This window comes from Sphaerospermopsis sp. FACHB-1094 (genome assembly GCF_014696195.1).
Classification (GTDB): domain Bacteria; phylum Cyanobacteriota; class Cyanobacteriia; order Cyanobacteriales; family Nostocaceae; genus Sphaerospermopsis; species Sphaerospermopsis kisseleviana.
This window is the reverse complement of sequence record NZ_JACJPT010000107.1, coordinates 1-17,871: the sequence shown is the minus strand read 5'-3', so window position 1 is coordinate 17,871 and position 17,871 is coordinate 1. Positions and strand designations below refer to the sequence as shown.

Annotated in this window: 13 protein-coding genes; 1 reads left to right on the top strand and 12 read right to left on the bottom strand. The window is 40.5% G+C overall.

The window, feature by feature from the left end:
- Window positions 1-783 precede the first annotated feature (783 nt).
- From H6F47_RS22380 to H6F47_RS22370, 3 genes are all read right to left on the bottom strand, one after another.
- Window positions 784-2,037, bottom strand: coding sequence for an alpha-L-fucosidase (locus H6F47_RS22380; RefSeq protein ID WP_137668469.1), 1,254 nt, complete (start codon window positions 2,035-2,037; stop codon window positions 784-786).
- Between the two features lie 513 nt (window positions 2,038-2,550).
- Complete coding sequence (locus H6F47_RS22375; protein WP_137668468.1) at window positions 2,551-3,465, bottom strand: ParB/RepB/Spo0J family partition protein; 915 nt, start codon at window positions 3,463-3,465, stop codon at window positions 2,551-2,553.
- Entirely contained in the window at window positions 3,462-4,214 is a 753-nt protein-coding gene (locus tag H6F47_RS22370; RefSeq protein WP_137668467.1) for a ParA family protein, read from the bottom strand. The genes H6F47_RS22375 and H6F47_RS22370 overlap by 4 nt, the downstream gene beginning before the upstream one ends.
- A gap of 234 nt (window positions 4,215-4,448) precedes the next feature.
- On the opposite strand from H6F47_RS22370, the gene H6F47_RS22365 reads away from it, so the two are divergent.
- Window positions 4,449-5,312 (top strand): tyrosine-type recombinase/integrase, encoded by an 864-nt coding sequence (locus H6F47_RS22365; RefSeq protein ID WP_242027476.1) that lies wholly within the window; start codon window positions 4,449-4,451, stop codon window positions 5,310-5,312.
- Between the two features lie 450 nt (window positions 5,313-5,762).
- Here H6F47_RS22365 and H6F47_RS22360 read toward each other — a convergent pair whose 3' ends face one another.
- The 9 genes from H6F47_RS22360 to pglX all read right to left on the bottom strand — a co-directional run bounded on the left by H6F47_RS22360 (window position 5,763) and on the right by pglX (window position 17,767).
- On the bottom strand, window positions 5,763-6,719 hold the full coding sequence (locus H6F47_RS22360) for a DUF4351 domain-containing protein (protein WP_137669151.1): 957 nt from the start codon (window positions 6,717-6,719) through the stop codon (window positions 5,763-5,765).
- 121 nt (window positions 6,720-6,840) lie between these two features.
- Entirely contained in the window at window positions 6,841-8,943 is a 2,103-nt protein-coding gene (locus H6F47_RS22355) for a DEAD/DEAH box helicase (RefSeq protein ID WP_137669150.1), read from the bottom strand.
- 95 nt (window positions 8,944-9,038) lie between these two features.
- On the bottom strand, window positions 9,039-10,355 hold the full coding sequence (gene brxD / locus H6F47_RS22350; protein WP_190651101.1) for a BREX system ATP-binding protein BrxD: 1,317 nt from the start codon (window positions 10,353-10,355) through the stop codon (window positions 9,039-9,041).
- Between the two features lie 473 nt (window positions 10,356-10,828).
- On the bottom strand, window positions 10,829-13,678 hold the full coding sequence (pglZ, locus tag H6F47_RS22345; protein WP_190651099.1) for a BREX-6 system phosphatase PglZ: 2,850 nt from the start codon (window positions 13,676-13,678) through the stop codon (window positions 10,829-10,831).
- Between the two features lie 318 nt (window positions 13,679-13,996).
- On the bottom strand, window positions 13,997-14,152 hold the full coding sequence (locus H6F47_RS22340) for a hypothetical protein (RefSeq protein ID WP_190651098.1): 156 nt from the start codon (window positions 14,150-14,152) through the stop codon (window positions 13,997-13,999).
- A 15-nt stretch (window positions 14,153-14,167) separates the two neighbouring features.
- The gene (locus tag H6F47_RS22335) at window positions 14,168-14,605 is read right to left on the bottom strand and encodes a hypothetical protein (protein ID WP_190651095.1); all 438 of its coding nucleotides are present in this window, start codon (window positions 14,603-14,605) and stop codon (window positions 14,168-14,170) included.
- Window positions 14,592-14,828 carry a hypothetical protein gene (locus H6F47_RS22330; protein WP_137669019.1) on the bottom strand — a complete coding sequence of 79 codons (237 nt, stop codon included), beginning with the start codon at window positions 14,826-14,828 and terminating at the stop codon, window positions 14,592-14,594. The genes H6F47_RS22335 and H6F47_RS22330 overlap by 14 nt, the downstream gene beginning before the upstream one ends.
- Entirely contained in the window at window positions 14,825-15,256 is a 432-nt protein-coding gene (locus H6F47_RS22325; RefSeq protein ID WP_137669020.1) for a putative toxin-antitoxin system toxin component, PIN family, read from the bottom strand. The genes H6F47_RS22330 and H6F47_RS22325 overlap by 4 nt, the downstream gene beginning before the upstream one ends.
- A 201-nt stretch (window positions 15,257-15,457) precedes the next feature.
- Entirely contained in the window at window positions 15,458-17,767 is a 2,310-nt protein-coding gene (gene pglX, locus H6F47_RS22320) for a BREX-6 system adenine-specific DNA-methyltransferase PglX (protein ID WP_347239103.1), read from the bottom strand.
- Window positions 17,768-17,871: the final 104 nt, after the last annotated feature.

Here is a 17,871-nt window from a genome sequence, read left to right as displayed (position 1 = left end):
ATGATGGCATCTGTTCGCAATAAGATGCCATTTTATCAGCAGGGTTTGAGGGCTGTAATGCTTATCCAGCAACCTCTTTAGCTCCTTTGTCGCCCCCTCAAATAACTGGGGATACGAACAACTTCAAATCCATCGACGAAAAGTTTCAGACTACCGTAACCATTATCGAATCCTGCTGGAAAAATTTTTTGCAAGGCGTGAATGTTGGACATGGGGGTCAAGTGGGATACAAAAAAGGGTGGCACAAAAATACCCTAAGCATCACCTATATATACCCTATATAGGTGCTAAATGTTCAATTATTTTCTAATTTCTTCTTAGGGTATATTTATCCCTTAAGTAACCCCTACATATACCCCAAATTGATTTTATTCAGCACAAGATACCCTAAGTGTTACCTATCTATACCCTATGTAGGTGATATTTAAGGGCTAAAGGGAATAGTCATAATTCTCAAATTTCTCGTTGGGGTATACCTAGCCCCTATAAAACACCTATATATACCCTAACTGAATTTTAGCTAAAACAGCAGAAGCCTATTTTTTGGACGTTTTTAGAAGGAGAAGTTGGACATCCATTTTTGAAACGTAAAGTTGGACAACCTGTCCAAAATCTTCTTCAAGTCACAGCAAAGATGGACTCTACCACCCAATCACATAAATTATGGAAGTGCAATTCGTTGATTATTGACAATACCTTTTCATTGCCCAGGAAAGAGCGCAGACTTAAAGAAATTCTGCATCCTTGAGACACCCGTGGAGTGGTGGACTACTGGACTACCTTTTAGGTTAAAGAGGAGTTGATATCAATAACAATCACTGTAGCGAAAGAATTGATGACTGATTCAGGTACACAAATTGTTAATTCACCCAGTGGGTCGAAATTAAAAAGAGAATCCATAATTGCACAGCGACTTGTATAGGTAAGTGGTGTACCGTCAGCAAGAATAGATACTGATTTCACTCGTTTTATTGGCACACCTCTAACCGATATTGTCTCGTAAGGTTTCATTAATAGGTGTAGATAAATACGCTCGCCCTTACAGGTAGAAGGACCATAAAATTGCCAAGGTTCTAGTCCAGGTGTTGTATCGAGTATACTTTCAGAATGCTGAGACATCCATTCAGCTATATCTTTTAGACGCTCTAACTGCTCAGGTGGAATTTGTCCATTGCCCATTGGACTAATATTCAGTAACAGTTTACCGCCTTTAGCTGCCACTTCGCACAATGTATGAATCAGTTGCCGAGAGGATTTGAAGTGATGATCATCTGGGTTATATCCCCAACTCTCGTTAATAGTCAAACAGGTTTCCCACAGATGAGCCGGAGCTTGGGGGGGAATAAATTGCTCAGGAGTTGCAAAGTCTCCACAATTGGGTAAGCGGTCATTAATGAGAATATGGGGTTGTAAATCACGAATCATTTTTGCCAATTCTTGAGCCTGCCATTGCTCTGGGGTTCTTTCCCAACTCCCATCAAACCATAAGATGTCAATTTGACCATAGTTGGTCAATAATTCTCGGATTTGATTAAACATAAACTGAATATATCGCTCCCACTGTTGCTGTGTGGGTTGAGGCAGTTGCTCAAACCGATAAGGTTTATCAGCTTCCGTAAAAGCCGGATAATCAGGGTGATGCCAGTCTGAAAGCGAAAAATAAAGCCCAATACGCAATCCTACAGAGCGCATAGCTTCAATATATTCACGGACAATATCTTTTTTATAAGGTGTAGATGCAATGGAAAAATCTGATTCTTGGCTATGGAATAGAGCAAAACCATCATGATGCTTGGTAGTTAATATGGCATACTCTACTCCTAAATTTTTTGCTAAATATGCCCATTCTTGAGGATTGTAATCTTGAGGATTGAAAGTATTGACTGTACGGTAATATTTTTCAACCGGAATATCTTTGCAGAAAGGAAGACTGAATACACCTCCAACCATAGGCCAAGATAACTCACGTCCCTGTTGGGAACTATGACCCCAATGAATAAACATCCCCAGTCGTGCTGTATCAAACCATGTACTCATGATGATGAAATTTAAATTAGTTTTCTACATTGAACGGTATTCAGCAAATTTGACATAACCAGGTAAACTCGCCAAACTGCACGAGTCGCTTATATCTCAGGTTTTAAAACACGCTCGTTTTAGGGCATTCCCCTCGACTCTACCCCTTGGTGGCTACCCTTTTACGCCTACCGGAAAACTTGTAAAAGTATGATCTAAGAGTCGTTTTAGTTCACACTAAGAGCTTGGTAGTTATAGTGATGCCGGTTATGTTTTTATTGCTATCGGCTTTTAAGTTACAAGAATCTATCCCACTAATCTGATTTGCGGTAAAAATCTTTATTTTTTTGCACATCAAAAACGAAAAATCAATAGGACTTACGCACGAGCTATGGAATAAACAAACCACAGAGGCACGTAGAACGCGGAGGAATGAGGGTTTGAGGGATATTTTGCGTAAGTCCTGATCAAGATTTGACAACACACCTAAATTGAAAAAATAGGCATTTTTGGATTAGTGGGATAAGTTCAAGATTATTCTTCACCAAGCAATTCTTCTATTTGTGCTAAGAGTGTTTCTAAACGACTCCATTTTTGCTGGTCTTCCCAAACCTTTGCCTGTTTCACTCGCTTCATTGTTCCTTCTATCCGCTCTTTACGTTGATCAGGATCAGAAGGGGGTTGTATAGCTTTAATCCGTGACTGAATTTGAGATAGAGACAAGTTTTCAGCAATTGCTACTGCTAGTAATTCTTGGCGTGCAGTCTCGTCTTTAATTCGAGCTATCACTTTCGCTTTTGTGTAAGCAATTTTTCCTTCACGCAGTGCTGTTAACACATCCTCCGACAAGTTTAATAATGGCAGACGATTTTTGACAAAGGATTCCCAAGTCATTAACCCCAAGCTGGTAAACACTTCTTCTACTACCTGAGCTTCTGGGTTAGGCATAACGTTATGCCTAGACTCATCTTGCTTGTCTGCTGCATTTTTCATTTTATACAACAAAGGAGTAATATCGGCAACTTCACTCCCTAAACGAATTGCTAAAAGTTGCAAGATGCCCTCAGTTTCCTCAACTGGGTTCAAATCCTCACGGCAGAGGTTCTCAATTAAAGAAAGCTGCATAGCTTCTTCATCGGTGAGTTCTCGAATTACAACTGGCACTTCAGCCAGACCAACTTCTGTTGCTGCTCGATAACGTCTTTCTCCGGCTACCAGTTCATGTTTATTATCTGGACGAGAACGCACCAGCAGTGGTTGTAGAATCCCATGTTGCCGCACGGACTCTACTAATTCCTGCATTGCTTGTGGGTCGAAGTAACGCCTTGGTTGCTGCGGTGGGAGACAAATTGATTCAATAGCAACTATTTCAGCTACAGATTGAGATTCCCCAAACAGGATATCCAAGGGTTTCATTTGTTGATATGGGCGATCGCGCCTACTATTCATAATTTTTCTAAACCTTGTGCAATTTTCTTGAGAATAGGCACAGCAGGGTGTCTGGGATTATAGACTGCCAAAGGTACATGATCTTCGGATGCGTCAGCAAAAGCTGTAGAACGAGGAATAGCTGGGTAAACCACACCCACTGCTGCTAATTGTTGTTGGATAGCTTCTAAAGTTCGGGCATCCTGAATATTACGACCATCATACATAGTAGGAATAAACCCAGCGATCGCTAGTTTACGATTGGGACGCGATCTCACTCTGGCAACAGTATTTAACAATAACTCAGTTCCACAAAATGCCTTGTATTGAGTTTGAATTGGAACTAAAACGTGAGTAGCTGCTACCAAGCTGATGTAACTCAGCAATCCCAAACTAGGTGGACAATCTATCAATATAAAATCATATTGATCAACTATTGGTTCTAAAGCTTCTTTGAGTCGAATATCGCGCATATCTGCTACCACTAATTCTAATTCGGCAGCACTCAAATTAATATTGGCAGGAGCTAAATCTATACCATGAACTTGAGTTTGAATTGGTAATGGGACAGAATGCAAAATGGAGTCATAAACAGTTTGCTCTAGTGCTGTTGGATCTAGCCCCATGAAAGTTGTAAGCGACCCTTGAGGGTCCATATCTATCAGGAGTACGCGATGTTTACGCTCCTGCAAATGGTAGGCAAGATTCATGGCTAAACTCGATTTACCTACACCACCAGACTGATTAAAAAGTGTAATTATACGTGTCAAATTTTTGCCCCCTGACAATCTTATTAAGTGGAGAAGTGAAGTCCTGTAGAGAGTAATAAACCAAGTCTTTCAAAGGTTTCTTACAAGTTATCATCAAAAGTCTGTCCTTTTTTACAGCCCTATCCTATCGAAATAAACGTTAATTAAGTTCTAGTTTCAATACCTATGCCAATTTTCCAAATATAGGTCTGAAACCCAATAAAATCGTGACGATATCAATAGGGTTTCAGCGTTTTGGCGAAGGTATTGGAATACGCTAAAGATTTAAATAAATTTTTCCTGTCTGTGTGCGGTCAACAACCAACTCCCGCTTTGGTGGGACAATTTCTGCAAATGGATAGGTACTCGGCTGTAACGCTGGTTTTGCGCTACAAGGCAGAGTTGGTTGATTTGGGTTTGAAGGAAGCTACTGTTAACCGCCGCTTGGCTGCAATTAAGGCGTTAGTTAACTATGCCTATAAGGTGGGTAAGTGTGAGTGGACGTTAGCTGATATCAAGAGTGAGAAAATTCAACCTTACCGAGATACTTCGGGTATTACTCCTGAAGCTTTTAGAAAAATGCTGTCGATACCAGACCGGGAAACTATTAAAGGTAAACGGGATTATGCACTGCTGCGGTTATTGTGGGCTAATGCTCTGCGACGGGAGGAAGTTTCTCACTGTAATATTGAAGATTTGGATTTAGAATTACGGACTTTGAGTATTTTGGGTAAGGGTAAGGGAACTCAGAAGGAAAATGTTGATTTGCATCCTAAAACTTGCGATGCTTTGCAAGATTGGTTGTGGACAAGGAAGGAATTAGATATCAAGCAACCGTTGTTTATTTCTCTGCGACCTCACTACGGACATCGGCTGACGGGGGATGGTATTCGCAAAATTGTGGTGAAGATTGCTAGTGTGGCGGGGATTTCTAAAGTTGTCAGCCCCCATAAAATTAGACATTCATCAGTGACGGCGGCTTTGGATGCTAGTGGTGGAGATGTCAGGAGTGTGCAGAAGTTGAGCCGTCATGCTAATTTGAATACTTTAATGATTTATGATGATAACCGCACTAAAGCCCAGGGGAAAATTACTGCTTTGTTGGAAGATTTGGTGTAAGTATTCAGCTATCAGTAATCAGTAAATGGCTACGCCACGCTACGCTAACAGCTTTTACCTAGTAGGTAGACAGATTTTTTCTCAAATCATAATATTGCCAACCAAATTCTATAAGTGTTCATGAGGAATATTTGTGAGATAAAATTCGTGTTTTCAGCCTCTTTCCCCTTGCCTCTTGCCTGCCTCCATGAAAAGACTTTTTCATCAAACCCTATTTATTGGGAACATTTACGAAATAACCGCAGTTCGCTACACCTTGTATGAGTGAAAGGCTTCCAATGCAAGCTTTTCACACCAAATGGCGGGATTTTTCATCAATCGTTGCTATACCCAATATTGCGTGCGATCGCTCAACTGATTTGTTTTTCCTTATCATCCCCCGTCCCTACTGAAAATGAATTAATCTTACCCCACAGTAGTTAATGAAAAGAAAGTGGGGGGGTTTTGGTTTTATGATTCTGGTTTATTTTGTAACCATTGTTCTAAATCAGTGATAGTGGAAAAATCCAGGAGTGCTTCACCTAGTAATTCTAATTGGTCAATTGTTAGGGTGCGAATTGTGTCAATTAATGATGATTCAATTTCGCCAAATCGCCGATTTAGTTGTCGGATAATTAGTTGTTGTTCTCCTTTTAATTCACCTCGTTCCATTGCTAGTTCTTCTGTGGGACTAATGAATGGCATTTTCTTTTCCTCCTCCAAATGTTTGATTTTAGCCACTAATCCTCGTTGCAATTCTTTGGGTAATGACATCATTTTATCAATGATTTTAAAGAGTTTTACAATTTGTTCTCTTGTTAAACCCCTATCATAAAGTCCTCTAATTAATCTCCATTTCCATTGTTCCCTTTCTTCTAAATCCCCAGTGGTTGATTTGGTTTTTAAATGTGCCATTACTATGATAGCAAAGGGATTATTGCTGGCTTCTAATTCATTCCACCGTGTTTCATAATCCATCAGTTTAGCAATGGGGAATTTAAAACTTAATTCACAATCTAACATTGCTTGATGATAACTGCTTGGTCGCCACTTAGGACTTGTATCACCTAAAATCGCCAGCCCCACCACAAATTTATGATATAGGTCAAAAGCACGGTAATTATAAATGTACATCCTTTCTTGGAAGTCAACATCATAATTACTTTGGACTTCAATATGAATTAAAATCCATGCTTGTGTTTTATCCAATAACCAAACTTTGTACAGTTTATCTGCTATGCGTTTTTCGGTTTCTGACGATGCTGTAATTTGTTGCAGTTCTTTGTCTAGTGATTCCGGTTTTTGTGTCCAATCAATTGCTTCATAAGTTAAAGGAAAGAAAAAGGATAAAAAATCATCAAAATATTCGTTTAATGCCTCTTTCCATGATTCATCGTAATTGGCGGTAATTTCATGATTTTGCTTCATAACAATGTTACAATAATTGTTGTATGTATTATCTTAAAATATTTATATTATAGTTAAATAACTGGAAAATTACCTAATATTATAGCATGAGATTGACTGATTACACACACACTCTGTTACCTTATGTGGGATGCAAAAACTTGCATAGTCCAGGAATATCTAGCAAGTAGTTACTAACCATTTCTAAAGAATAGATTTCAGGTAATGCCTGTTGAAATTTGCTCAGGCGGTATTCTGGTAACTGCGATAAAATTAGGTTTTGGGTATGTGGACTTTGCCAGAAGTCTTGTTCACTGATCTGAGCGATCGCTAAACTCAAGGTAGCCTGACCAAGACTCTCTGCCTCTATTTTGATTTTAAAGTTATCAGCAACAATTTTCCAATCATGGTAGCATTGCAAACCATATTTGATAGTGTGATTAATCTGTCCACCAGCAAAAGTCCACCATAATGCTCGGTCGTTATCTATTTGAATACTTGAATTTGTCAGAAATTGTCTCAAGTCAGTACGAAATTCATCTACAGATGCTTGTGCTTTAGAGTCAATATAAGGAATACTGTTTTCTGTAGTAATAATTTGTGCTATTTGCTGACATAGTTCAAAACCTAGTAATTGTGGAGCAAAACCTCCCCAACTTGGTTTTTTACCACGAGGAGCAGGAACAACCCTAACAATACGCTCTTGGTGGTTAATGTGGGTGACAGTCCAAGCCTTACCACTGAGTAGAAAAGAACTCATATCTGCAACTAGCTTATCCACAAATGCTTGCTCTAAAGAGCCAATGGTATAGCCAGATGATGTCTGTACTTTGTAAAGCAATGGGCTACTAAAAACAGCGTAGAGTTCCATAAAGTTTTTCCGCCCAAAAACCCGTTCTGCTTTATCCCCCATTGAGAGTAACCCACCAGCATGAAACAAGAAGTTTTCCCGAATCATGTGCTGAATTAATGCCTCAAATTCTGTATAGTTGATGCCTGAAAAATCAGGAACGCTAGACAAATGCTCCCAACAACGTTCTGAGCTAATAGCACCAAATTGTAGAGTTAAGGCTAGTAACTGATGCACCATTACAGCCCAAGCTCTAGTTTGAATAGGAACAGATTCTACCCAGCTTTTTCTTGCTAGTTCCACAATAGCGATCGCTTGCAATACTGTCTCCACATCTTCACAATAAAATGTGGTATTGGCGCGTTGACTAGCCCTTCTTCCAGTACGCCCCAAGCGTTGTAAAAAAGAAGAGACTGTAGAAGGTGCATTGGCTTGTAAAACTAAGTCTAAGTCACCAACATCAATACCTAACTCCAAAGTAGAAGTACAAATAATGCTGGTATTACTTCCGCTTTGAAAACGTTCCTCGGCGGCAGTACGTTCCTCTAAAGAAACGGAACTATGATGAACAAATACATCAGTGCCACGATTTCGCATCCGTTCCGCAATTTCCTCAGCCAGCGAACGACTGTCACAAAAAAACAGACTCTTTTTTCCCTGGGTAATGTGACTAGCTTCTTGAGCGATCGCTCCTAGTGTATCCCGTAAATAAACCCGTAAATCTTTTTGAGAAGGCACTTTCGGCGGGTCTATGACGCTGCCTTCCCGTGTTGATGTCCCTTGCAACCAACGCAGAATATCCGCCGGATTGCCAACAGTAGCACTCAACCCCACACGTTGAACATCATTAACTGTATAACGCCCTATTCGTTCCAGCACAGATATCAAATGAGTACCTCGGTCTGTACCCGCTAAGGCATGGATTTCATCAATGATTACAGCCCGTAAATCTCCAAAGACTTTCCTATGAGGTACTTTGGCAGATAGCAGCATGACCTCTAAAGATTCTGGGGTGGTCATTAAGACTGCCGTTGGCTCTTTGATAAAAGCCCGTTTCTGAGAGTCTTTAATATCTCCATGCCACAGAAAGCGACGCAGACCCACCATTTCGGTGTAAGTTCCCAAACGTTCTGCTTGGTTATTTAAGAGAGCCTTGATTGGCGCGATATAAATTAAGCCAACTCCTTGGGGTTCATGCTCCATTAACATTGCCAATAGCGGAAAAATAGAAGCTTCTGTTTTTCCTCCAGCAGTAGGAGCTAAAATTACTGCATTCTTACCATCTAATAAAGCTTGTCCTGCTAGTTCTTGCACAGGACGGAGAGAAGACCAGCCTAAGCGTGAGACAATCGCTTGTTGCAGACGGGCAGGAAAACGTGCAAAGGCAGAAGACATATTAAAATTAGGGTTTGATGAGAAAGTCTTTGCGTGGAGGCAGGGGAGCAGGGAGCAGGGGAGCAGGGAGCAGGGGGCTGGGTGGGTGCAATTGATTAAAATTCCACAGTGTAACCTTGAATATCCTCTGGTTCAGCCTCAAAAGGGGGACGACCTTCTCGAATCCGAATTTCAACTTCGGTTAAATCAGTGACTTCAAAGCCCTCAGCAATCATCGGGTCAAATTCCTCATCATTAGCTGCTAAGTCTAACACATTGACAAATTGACGCAGAAACTGACGAGGAACTACTCCTACATCACCTTTAAACCCAGCCGTCACTTTGGAAATCAGCCGCTCAATAAAATCTGAGGTGACTTTATTAGTTAGAACTGTTTTATTGACAGTGGGATAAATTTCTCGCAATTTTAAAGCTACTTCTTTAAGGCGTTTAGCGTCAAAAGGTTTGAGTTCTAACTGGGGTTGGCGAGGGTTAGCAAAACCACCAGGAGCTAAGAATTGGATGCGATCGCTCAAGGGTTCTAAACCTGCTACACCACGTTTGGTATCATAAAATTCTGGTGTGCCTGTAAAAATCCAGAGTAAGCCTTTGTAGCGGTCAGCCGCATCACAAATTTGCCGAATCCCATTTAAGGACTTGCCCCGGCTATCTTGACGCATTCGCAGAATTGTTTCTACTTCATCAATAACAATTACCAAACCCTTATAACCTGCGGCTTTGACAATTTCCAAAATCCCATGCAAATAATCAAGCGCGTCCCGACTGCCGATATCTCCTTTAATTCCAGCAGCTTTTTTGGCACTTCCCGCTACATTTTCGCTACCAGAAAGCCAAGAAAGTAAAGCACTAGCTTCTGCAATTTCGCCTTGTTGTTTAAGTGTAAAAATAGTCCGCAGTACCCTGGCCATATCTTCTGGGGCTTTACCACCAGTCAGAGAAGCGAGTTCTTCTTCCATGCGTTGCTGTACTAAAGTATCAAATTCATCGCTATTTTCGTCAGCACCTCCAGCAATCAGGGCATCTTCTACACGCCCAATCCAACGGTCAATGATGTCGCTTAAAGCACCTCTGGGACAAGAGCTAGTCCCTAATTCTTGTACAACTTTACGGTAAACATCATCGAATTTGTAAAAGTGTAAATCGTTGTCAGAAACTACTACAAAGCTAGTAGCAAAACCTTGGGTTTGGGCATCTAAAATTGCCAAACATGACATAAATGTTTTACCACAGCCATAGCCCCCACGCAGAAATTTAAATACACCTTCCCCATCAGCTGTTAATTTGAGTTGGCGATGAATTTCTGTACGTTGTTTGTCAATACCAACTGCAAATGCTTCTAAACCTCTTTCTGGAACAACTCCAGAACGCAGACGTTCAAAAATATGCTCAATATCTCGTTCACTAATTGCCATAGTTAATTTTAAAGGTTCTACCGTACTTGTTATGCTAAATTACCAGTCTGAAAGAGGGAGCAGGGGGCAGGGAGTAGGGGGCAGGGGGCAGGGGGCAGGGGGCAGGGAGTAGGGAGTAGGGAGTAGGGAGTAGGGAGTATGGGGGCAGCTATGCTGGAGGGAAAAGGTTTTTAGGAATTTTACATTTTGTTACACACCTTGGTTTTTTCGTGCCGACTTACTTAAATTAATTTTGCTTGGGTACTTACAGCAGTTTCCTAAGATATGAGGTACAGAATCAAGATTTAAACCTATACACAAAGCCAGTTTTACTCCTGAACTCCTGAACTCCTGATAGCGAAGCGTGGCGTGCCAACAGTATCCGTAGCGACGTAGGAGCTATAGGCATAGCGTGGCGTTAGCCATACTCCTGACTCCTGACTCCTGACTCCTGACTCCTGAATTCTGAATTCTGCTGTATATTAATTTTAATTTCAGTTTTGTTTAACGTAACGCTTACCATTATTTGTGGTTTCAATCCTGACTAGGAAGGGAACTTTTTTCAAATATTCCTCAAAGTCTAAAGCAAACCGTCTTGTTTTTCTAGGATTACCAAGAATTTGGGTGAGTTCTATTTCGGTAATAGAGTTGTGTTTTTGCAGATGCAGGAATACTTGGGCTATTGCTTGATCCTCAAAACTATTTTGCCAATCATTGCTGCTTGGTGTTTGTGTGGTGCTAACTTCAGTTTTCAAAGAACCAGAAACGTCAAAATATTCTTGGGGAATGGTTGCTTCTACATCCTCTATACCGTCAGGGTGAAAAATCTCAATACGGACTCGTTCATCCCGTTGTCCTCTCAGATCCAAGCCTACTTCTACCCATTCATCTGTAACGGGAATTTGCAGTTGTTGGTTATTTATCTTTGCACCAATTACATCTTTAATTGTAATTTGAATATCCTGACGGTTAGGAACATGAAACGCTAAATTAATTGTTTTAGATTCAGTAAAATTTAACACACTTTGGGGTAAAGGGGCTGGTTTTACTCTTAAACGGATTCTGTTATTATCTGCTTGAGCTTCAATTAAATATTTCACCATTCCTGACAGGGAATTATAACGCTGAGATACTTTCAGGACAGGAATTACACGCTCTTGTAAACTGTTACCACCATGTACAAAGGTAGCTCCAGGATTACCCGTAGCAAATACGGAGGTATCTTTGCAGAATATTAAGTATTTATTTTGTCCTTCATATTTTAAGGAACTTAAAGAAACTGTGACACAACCTTCCTCGGTGCGTGGTTCTGAATCTAGAATATAGCGGCGGTATGGGTCTTTTTTACTACCATAGGTTTTTTCCTTAGTCGTATGGTCTTGCAGTAAAAACCCATGATCTGCTGTCAAAATAAATTCATTTATGCCAGCATTTTTTAAGTGATTCCAGGCAGATTTGATTTGTCCCAGCCAAGTTTCAAAGGTGGCTAAACCCAGGTTAGCTTCTCCTGCATCGTCAATTTCTCGACTATGAATAATAATTAAGCGGGCATTAGCACAGGTTTTTTTCAGCTTGGATGCTGTACAATTACGCACTTCTGTTAAGTTAAAGCTGATAATTTCTTTACTTTCCTTACCATGTTGAGAAACACTCTTATCTTTGATCGCTCTCACCCTTTCTTGGGGACTGCGGACTGTATATTCACCTGTTTTAAAACCCTTGAAACCATTATCACCTGCTAAGAGTAGTTTTCCTCCTTGGCTGACAGGAGTTAAGGCGTTCATGCCTACGGCGGTAATACTAGGCAATTCTGCATACCGTCCTTTAAGTGATACTACAGAACCAGCTTCCGTAAAATCTTGGAGTAATTCTGTAGCCATTTCATAGCGAAAAGCATCAATTAAAAAATAGGCAACTTTTTTATGATTGTTTTGGGTGAGTGGGTGAACAACTTGATCATAGATGGTACGCTGTTGTAAATCTGCTTCTGGTAAAAAGCTGTCTTTTTGGCAGATGTCGCTAAAGTCTTGGGCTAAATTATCAGCCCAAACTCGATATTGGCGACGGAGTTGTTCAGTAGCTTCTAGGAGTTGGGCAAAATGGGGTAAATCTGGTAAATTTACGTATTGTTGCTCAAAACGGCGATGGGCTAGGTCTACTTGATAACCAGAATCGGTATAGTATTCTAAGACGGCTCGGAGATTATCTAAGGTTTTAATCCTGCCAGAGTTGTTAATTTTATCACCTAAAGTTGCGGCGGCTTGGATGAGTGTCCATTCTATTCTCTGGGTGCTATGACGTTCTAACCAAAATGTAGGTGTTTCTGTACGTGGTTTTGAACATGTTAAAACTTTACTATAATTTCCTGCTAATAATGCCTGGACTGCGGCGGCTAAAACTGCGTTTTCTCCCCATTGGAAAGTCTGAATTTTGCTTAATTCCTCTGGGATAAGAGTTTGTAATTCAGGTTCTAGGTGAGACTCAACAATTACCGCTTGGGCGGCGTAGGTATCGGGATAGCGTTGACACAGGTACTCTATTAATTGTTTACAGTTTTTCCGTAGGGGTAAAGAAAGTTGGCTGAGGGGTTGGAGTTGGGGAAGGTGGGGTAAACGGTTGAGGTTTTGGACATATTCAACGCACATCAGCCACGCAGCGAAGGCTTCACCTAGTCTAGAAAAGGAGAGTGTTTCTTGGTTGTAGTAAAACTGTAAAAATGCCTCATCCATACCTGTGTGGCGGTACAGATGTTGAGTTAGGGTGTCGAGACTGTGGGTATCTGGAAATTTAACCCGTAGTTTTTTAGCTTCATCTATGATGTTGTCTAGATCCAGTAAACCTTCTAAAATCCATTCTAGGCTGAAATTTTCTAAGTATTTAGCTAGGCTGTCTTGGGGTTGGGAAAGGGTATTTTCTAACCAAGTTTCGGCGGTTGCCAGGTCGCTAACGCCTTGAGAGAGGTAGTTTTCTAGTTCTGTGGGGGTAACTTGACCTGTGGAAGCTTCGCGGATGAGGGTGTCTAAAGCTTTGCGGAAACGATAACCAGCCCGGTAAAGTTCTAAGATGGGGGTTTTACGAATAGTATCTTCTGTATGTCCGGGCATATGAATGAGTAATGTTTCGGGGACGAGTCCATTACCATAAGGTTCTAGGGCAAATAACATTTCTAGATAACTACCACGAAAGGCGACGACTGGGGCGAAAAATTCACCTTGGCGATGGCGGGTTATGAGTTCATCAACGTAGTTGTTATAGTGTGCGTCTTTATCTAGCCAGATGACTATTCCTTGTTCCCGCAATTTCTGTTCGATTTCGGTTTTTAGATAGTTGGTAATAATAGACATGGATGGGGAATTAAAAAAATGAAGAATTTAGAATTTAGAATGTAGAATTACGTTTTGTAACAGGGATTTTACCCCGACGCAAAACCGGTTGCTTGTAGAAGCTGGGGACTTTCACCCCCAAAGGTAAGTTAATTTGATTTTGGGGTGTTTTTTTAAACGCAGATAAACGCAGATTAATACAGATATTTTTTTACTTTTTTTTCTGATTTAAAGGTTTTAGGACTTACGCACGAAGCAATCAAAAACCTGATTCTTTCGTAGGGGTAATTCATGAATTACCCCTACTTTCGTCATATTTTGTGTAAGTCCTGGGTTTATTTAACTGGGTTTATTTAATACCTCACGCAAAGGCGCAATCTCCGTTAGGAGATCCCGCAGGGTAGGGGCAAAGGTGGAAGGAAAAGTAGTGGAAGGAATAGTAAAAGAAGTTGAGGTTTTCATACTTTGATTTTTCATACTTTGATTTTTAATCATGAATAATACAGGTTTTTATAGTTCCTGAAGTAAGAAGAAGTTTTGAATAACTTTTGGTCCAATTCCTTTGACGGGCATTAAGAAATCGGTGATTAGTTTTTTATCTCTACTTGAAAGTATTTTCTCACAGTTGTTTATACCTTGATTAGCAATTAATATTCCTAAAGCTGTCAATCTTTCGGCAAATAAATTAGTCATAAATGAACCACGTTCACAACCTCCTTGACGAAGGCGTTGATTCATTTCCTGAATATCCCATTGTTTTAAGTTCTCTGGATTAAATAATCCAATTTCTCTCATACTTTCAGTATTTGCATAAGTTTTACTTAATGTGTATTGATTTACTGATAAAATGGAAATTACTAAATCTTCCCATACACTATTTGTATTATATTTTGTTTGTAAATTTTGTTGGTTCATTTGAGTGGGTTGTTTTGGCTTATAATTTGTCATAATCTTCTGGTTCTACATTGGGGACTTTAGCTAAAACTTGTTGGAATTTATGCCAACTACCACGTTTAGCTTTTTCTTCGATATAGTCTTTGGTCATCCATGCAGAAACTTGTGCTGATAGGGCAATAGCTACAAGTTGTTCTAAGGTCATATTTTCTTTGGCTGCTAAGGCTTCGATTTGTTTATATAAAGATTCCGGGATTTGTACGTTTAAGTTACTCATGATAATTCTCCTACTTGTTGTAAGAATTGTTTAGGAGTTAATACTCTGATGCCAAATTTTTCTGCTGCTTGTAAATCTTTTTGATTGTAAGTGATGATAAAGTCGGCTTGGCATTCTACGGCTAAATCTATGACAAAATCATCATCTGGGTCTCGTGCAACTGGTCGCCATAGATAAAAAATATTACATTGGTTGGATATGGCACAAATCGCTTCTATAACATTATCAATATCTTCATTTTTTAGGTTTAATTGGTCTTTTTCTCGTTTCAGTATTTCTTCATACTCGAAGATTAAAGCGGTGGAAATATTTAATTGCCAACGAGTATCGTTGAGTATGGTTAATAACTTGTAGGATGCACCACGGTTAGAACGTAGACCAGCTAGAATTACGTTAGTGTCTATTACAATTTGATAAGGTCTGGTCATTTTTTACTTTTTTCCATAGTACCTTGTGTTTAGTTTGTTGCTGTTTGTTTGAAATTATATTACAGCAGTGACCAGGTTGGAAATTCTCTTGGTTTAAGGCTTTGTGATAAAAATTTGGATGTGATTGATCTGCAATGTGCTGTATTTCATGCAGAAGCGTAGAAACTAAATTTTATACTTGTTTCCCCATTCCCTATTCTCTTATTCTTCTTCATAGTCTGGGGCTGTGGGAATACTCCAGTCTTCTTCCTGGTCTTGTTTTTTGCGTTTACGTTCTCGCCGTTTTTCTTCTTTTTCTATTATTTCTTCTACGAGTTCGGGGTTTTTATCTATAAAGTCTTTTCGCAGTTGGTGGGAGTCAATTTCATCTATGGTAAAATCCGGGGCGATTTCGTCTTGTAGTCTCAGTTCCCATTCGTAGGCTTTGGCGGGGTGGTATTTCCAGAAACAGCCGTGGGCGACTGCTAGGGATGGGTCTTGTTGACATTTCTCGTCTACCCGTTGGGGAAAATAACGGGCGGCTAAGTGTGACCAATCGTAATCTTTTTTACCTTGGGCGTTGCAGAGTTCTGACCACCATTTTTTGGGTTGTGTCCATTGGGGATCTAGTAATGGCCAGAGGGCGGCAGAGTTGATCATGACACCATCATCTAAGTCCATGTCAAAACGGGCGTTAGCTTGGCGGGGTGTGTCTTTGGGGTTGGCGGCGGGTGGTCCTTGTTCGGCGCATTGTCTCACGTTGTCAATGAAGGTTCTGAGTTCGGTTTGCTGTTGTTGCAGTTTGTTATAACGTTCTTCGGCTTTGGTTTGGTTTTTTTTGTCGCCTTGGTTGCGAGTCTCGATTAAATCGTTAAGTTCGCCTTCAATTTTGCTGAGTTGGGGTCTGAGGTAATCTGCTAATAGGGTTTGTAAGGTGTTTTCTGTCCAACGGTGTATGTTGATATAGGCGACAAAGTTCTTTTTGGCGGATGAAAGGGGGAAGTAGATGGGGCGGTTTTCGTACATCCCTAAGTGAACATCTTTGAAAAATGATTGTCGCAACCATTCACTGAGGGTTTTACCTTTGGCTATGGTTGCATGATGTTCTTGCCAGGTTTGGTGGAGAAGTTCACAGGCGGGATGTTTTAAGCTGTCGTTGTCGCTGTAGGCGGAAAGGTATAAAATGCCGTTGGGTAAAATTTCGTTATCTCCCTGATCTGCGGTAACAAGAAGCTGGGGAGCAGTGGTTCGACTTCGCTCACCAACCGGGGGCAGGGGGCAGGGAGCAGGGGGCAGGGGGCAGGGAGCAGGGGGAAAGGGCTTGTTCTCTTTGCTGGAAAGCTTTCTGGTTTCTGAACCTTGGGTGATGATACCTGTGCCGTTTTGATGGAAGCGACCGAGGGCGACACCAAGGGCGTAGGATATATAGTTTGTGGCTGACGGTTGTTCGTAGGTTGGTTGATAGGGGGGTAAGGGTGTTCCGGGTTCTCTGTCTACTGCGGTTTGCGCCCAGGTTTGGGCATAGTTCCAGGCTGAGGGGGCGGGTTGTCGAAATTCTACGGAGGTTTCGCGGGCGGCTTCGTGTTCGGTGAAGGCTTGATCTAGTTGGGTGAAGATTTCGTCTGCTGATTCTATGGGGAATAAGGGAAGGCGTTTAATATCTCCTACTTGAAAGTTAACAGTTGGATTTAATGAGCTAAGAAAGTTTTGTGCAGTTTTGCTATTCATTAAACAAATAGCGTTAGATAAATTTATAGGAAATACAGATGCGCCGGAAACATCAAATACACTTTTGTAACAATTGCAACGCGCAAAGAAAAAAGCACCAATAGTAGAATAGGATATACTTTGCTTAAAATAATATTGTTCATTTTGTGGTCGAGATGTTTGTTTACCATCACGTTCCATCAACTTAACAGCTAATGCGTTTGGTTCCCATAGTAAAACTTCTGTAAGAGGTTCAAACCATACTTTACCTTCAGCACCTTTAATATAAGGAACCCATTTATTTCTAGGTAGTACCGAAAGATTAAAAAATGATGGACAAATTAGTAATTCATTAAGATTGATTTCCCAATATTGTCGTAGAAAACGAGTATTGTTTGCTGTTTGCATTCCCACTTTTACATCAGTTTCATCTCCTAATTTTGGTGTTTCAGCATAGTATCTGAGAAAATCATCATCCCACCAATAAATCAGAGGTTTTTGTTTGATAAGATTAAAGCGATCGCTCAAAAATTCATACCGTCCAACCTGTGCCAAAACTGCTGCTATTTTCCGCTTTGTTCGCTGTCTGTCATAAGAATTATCCTCTAATGGAGTGGGCTGTATTGCAACACTCATTTCTTCATTAGGTGCTACTTTTTGAAAAACACTCATCGTAACAGCCAAAATTTCATTTGGCACTTCATCAAAAGCACCTCTGTCAAAATCTCCCAACAAACGTAAATCAAAATTATCAACTAACCATTCTCGAATTTGACTAAACTGCTGAATAAACATCCAATTTCGCATAGTCAAAAGTGCAGATATACCCAGGGTAAGAGCATCTCAATCAGGCTTGACATAAGGGCTTATCGGAATCTAATGTAGAGTCAATGAAACAAGAACTGAGAACTTGAATCATGTAATCGTTA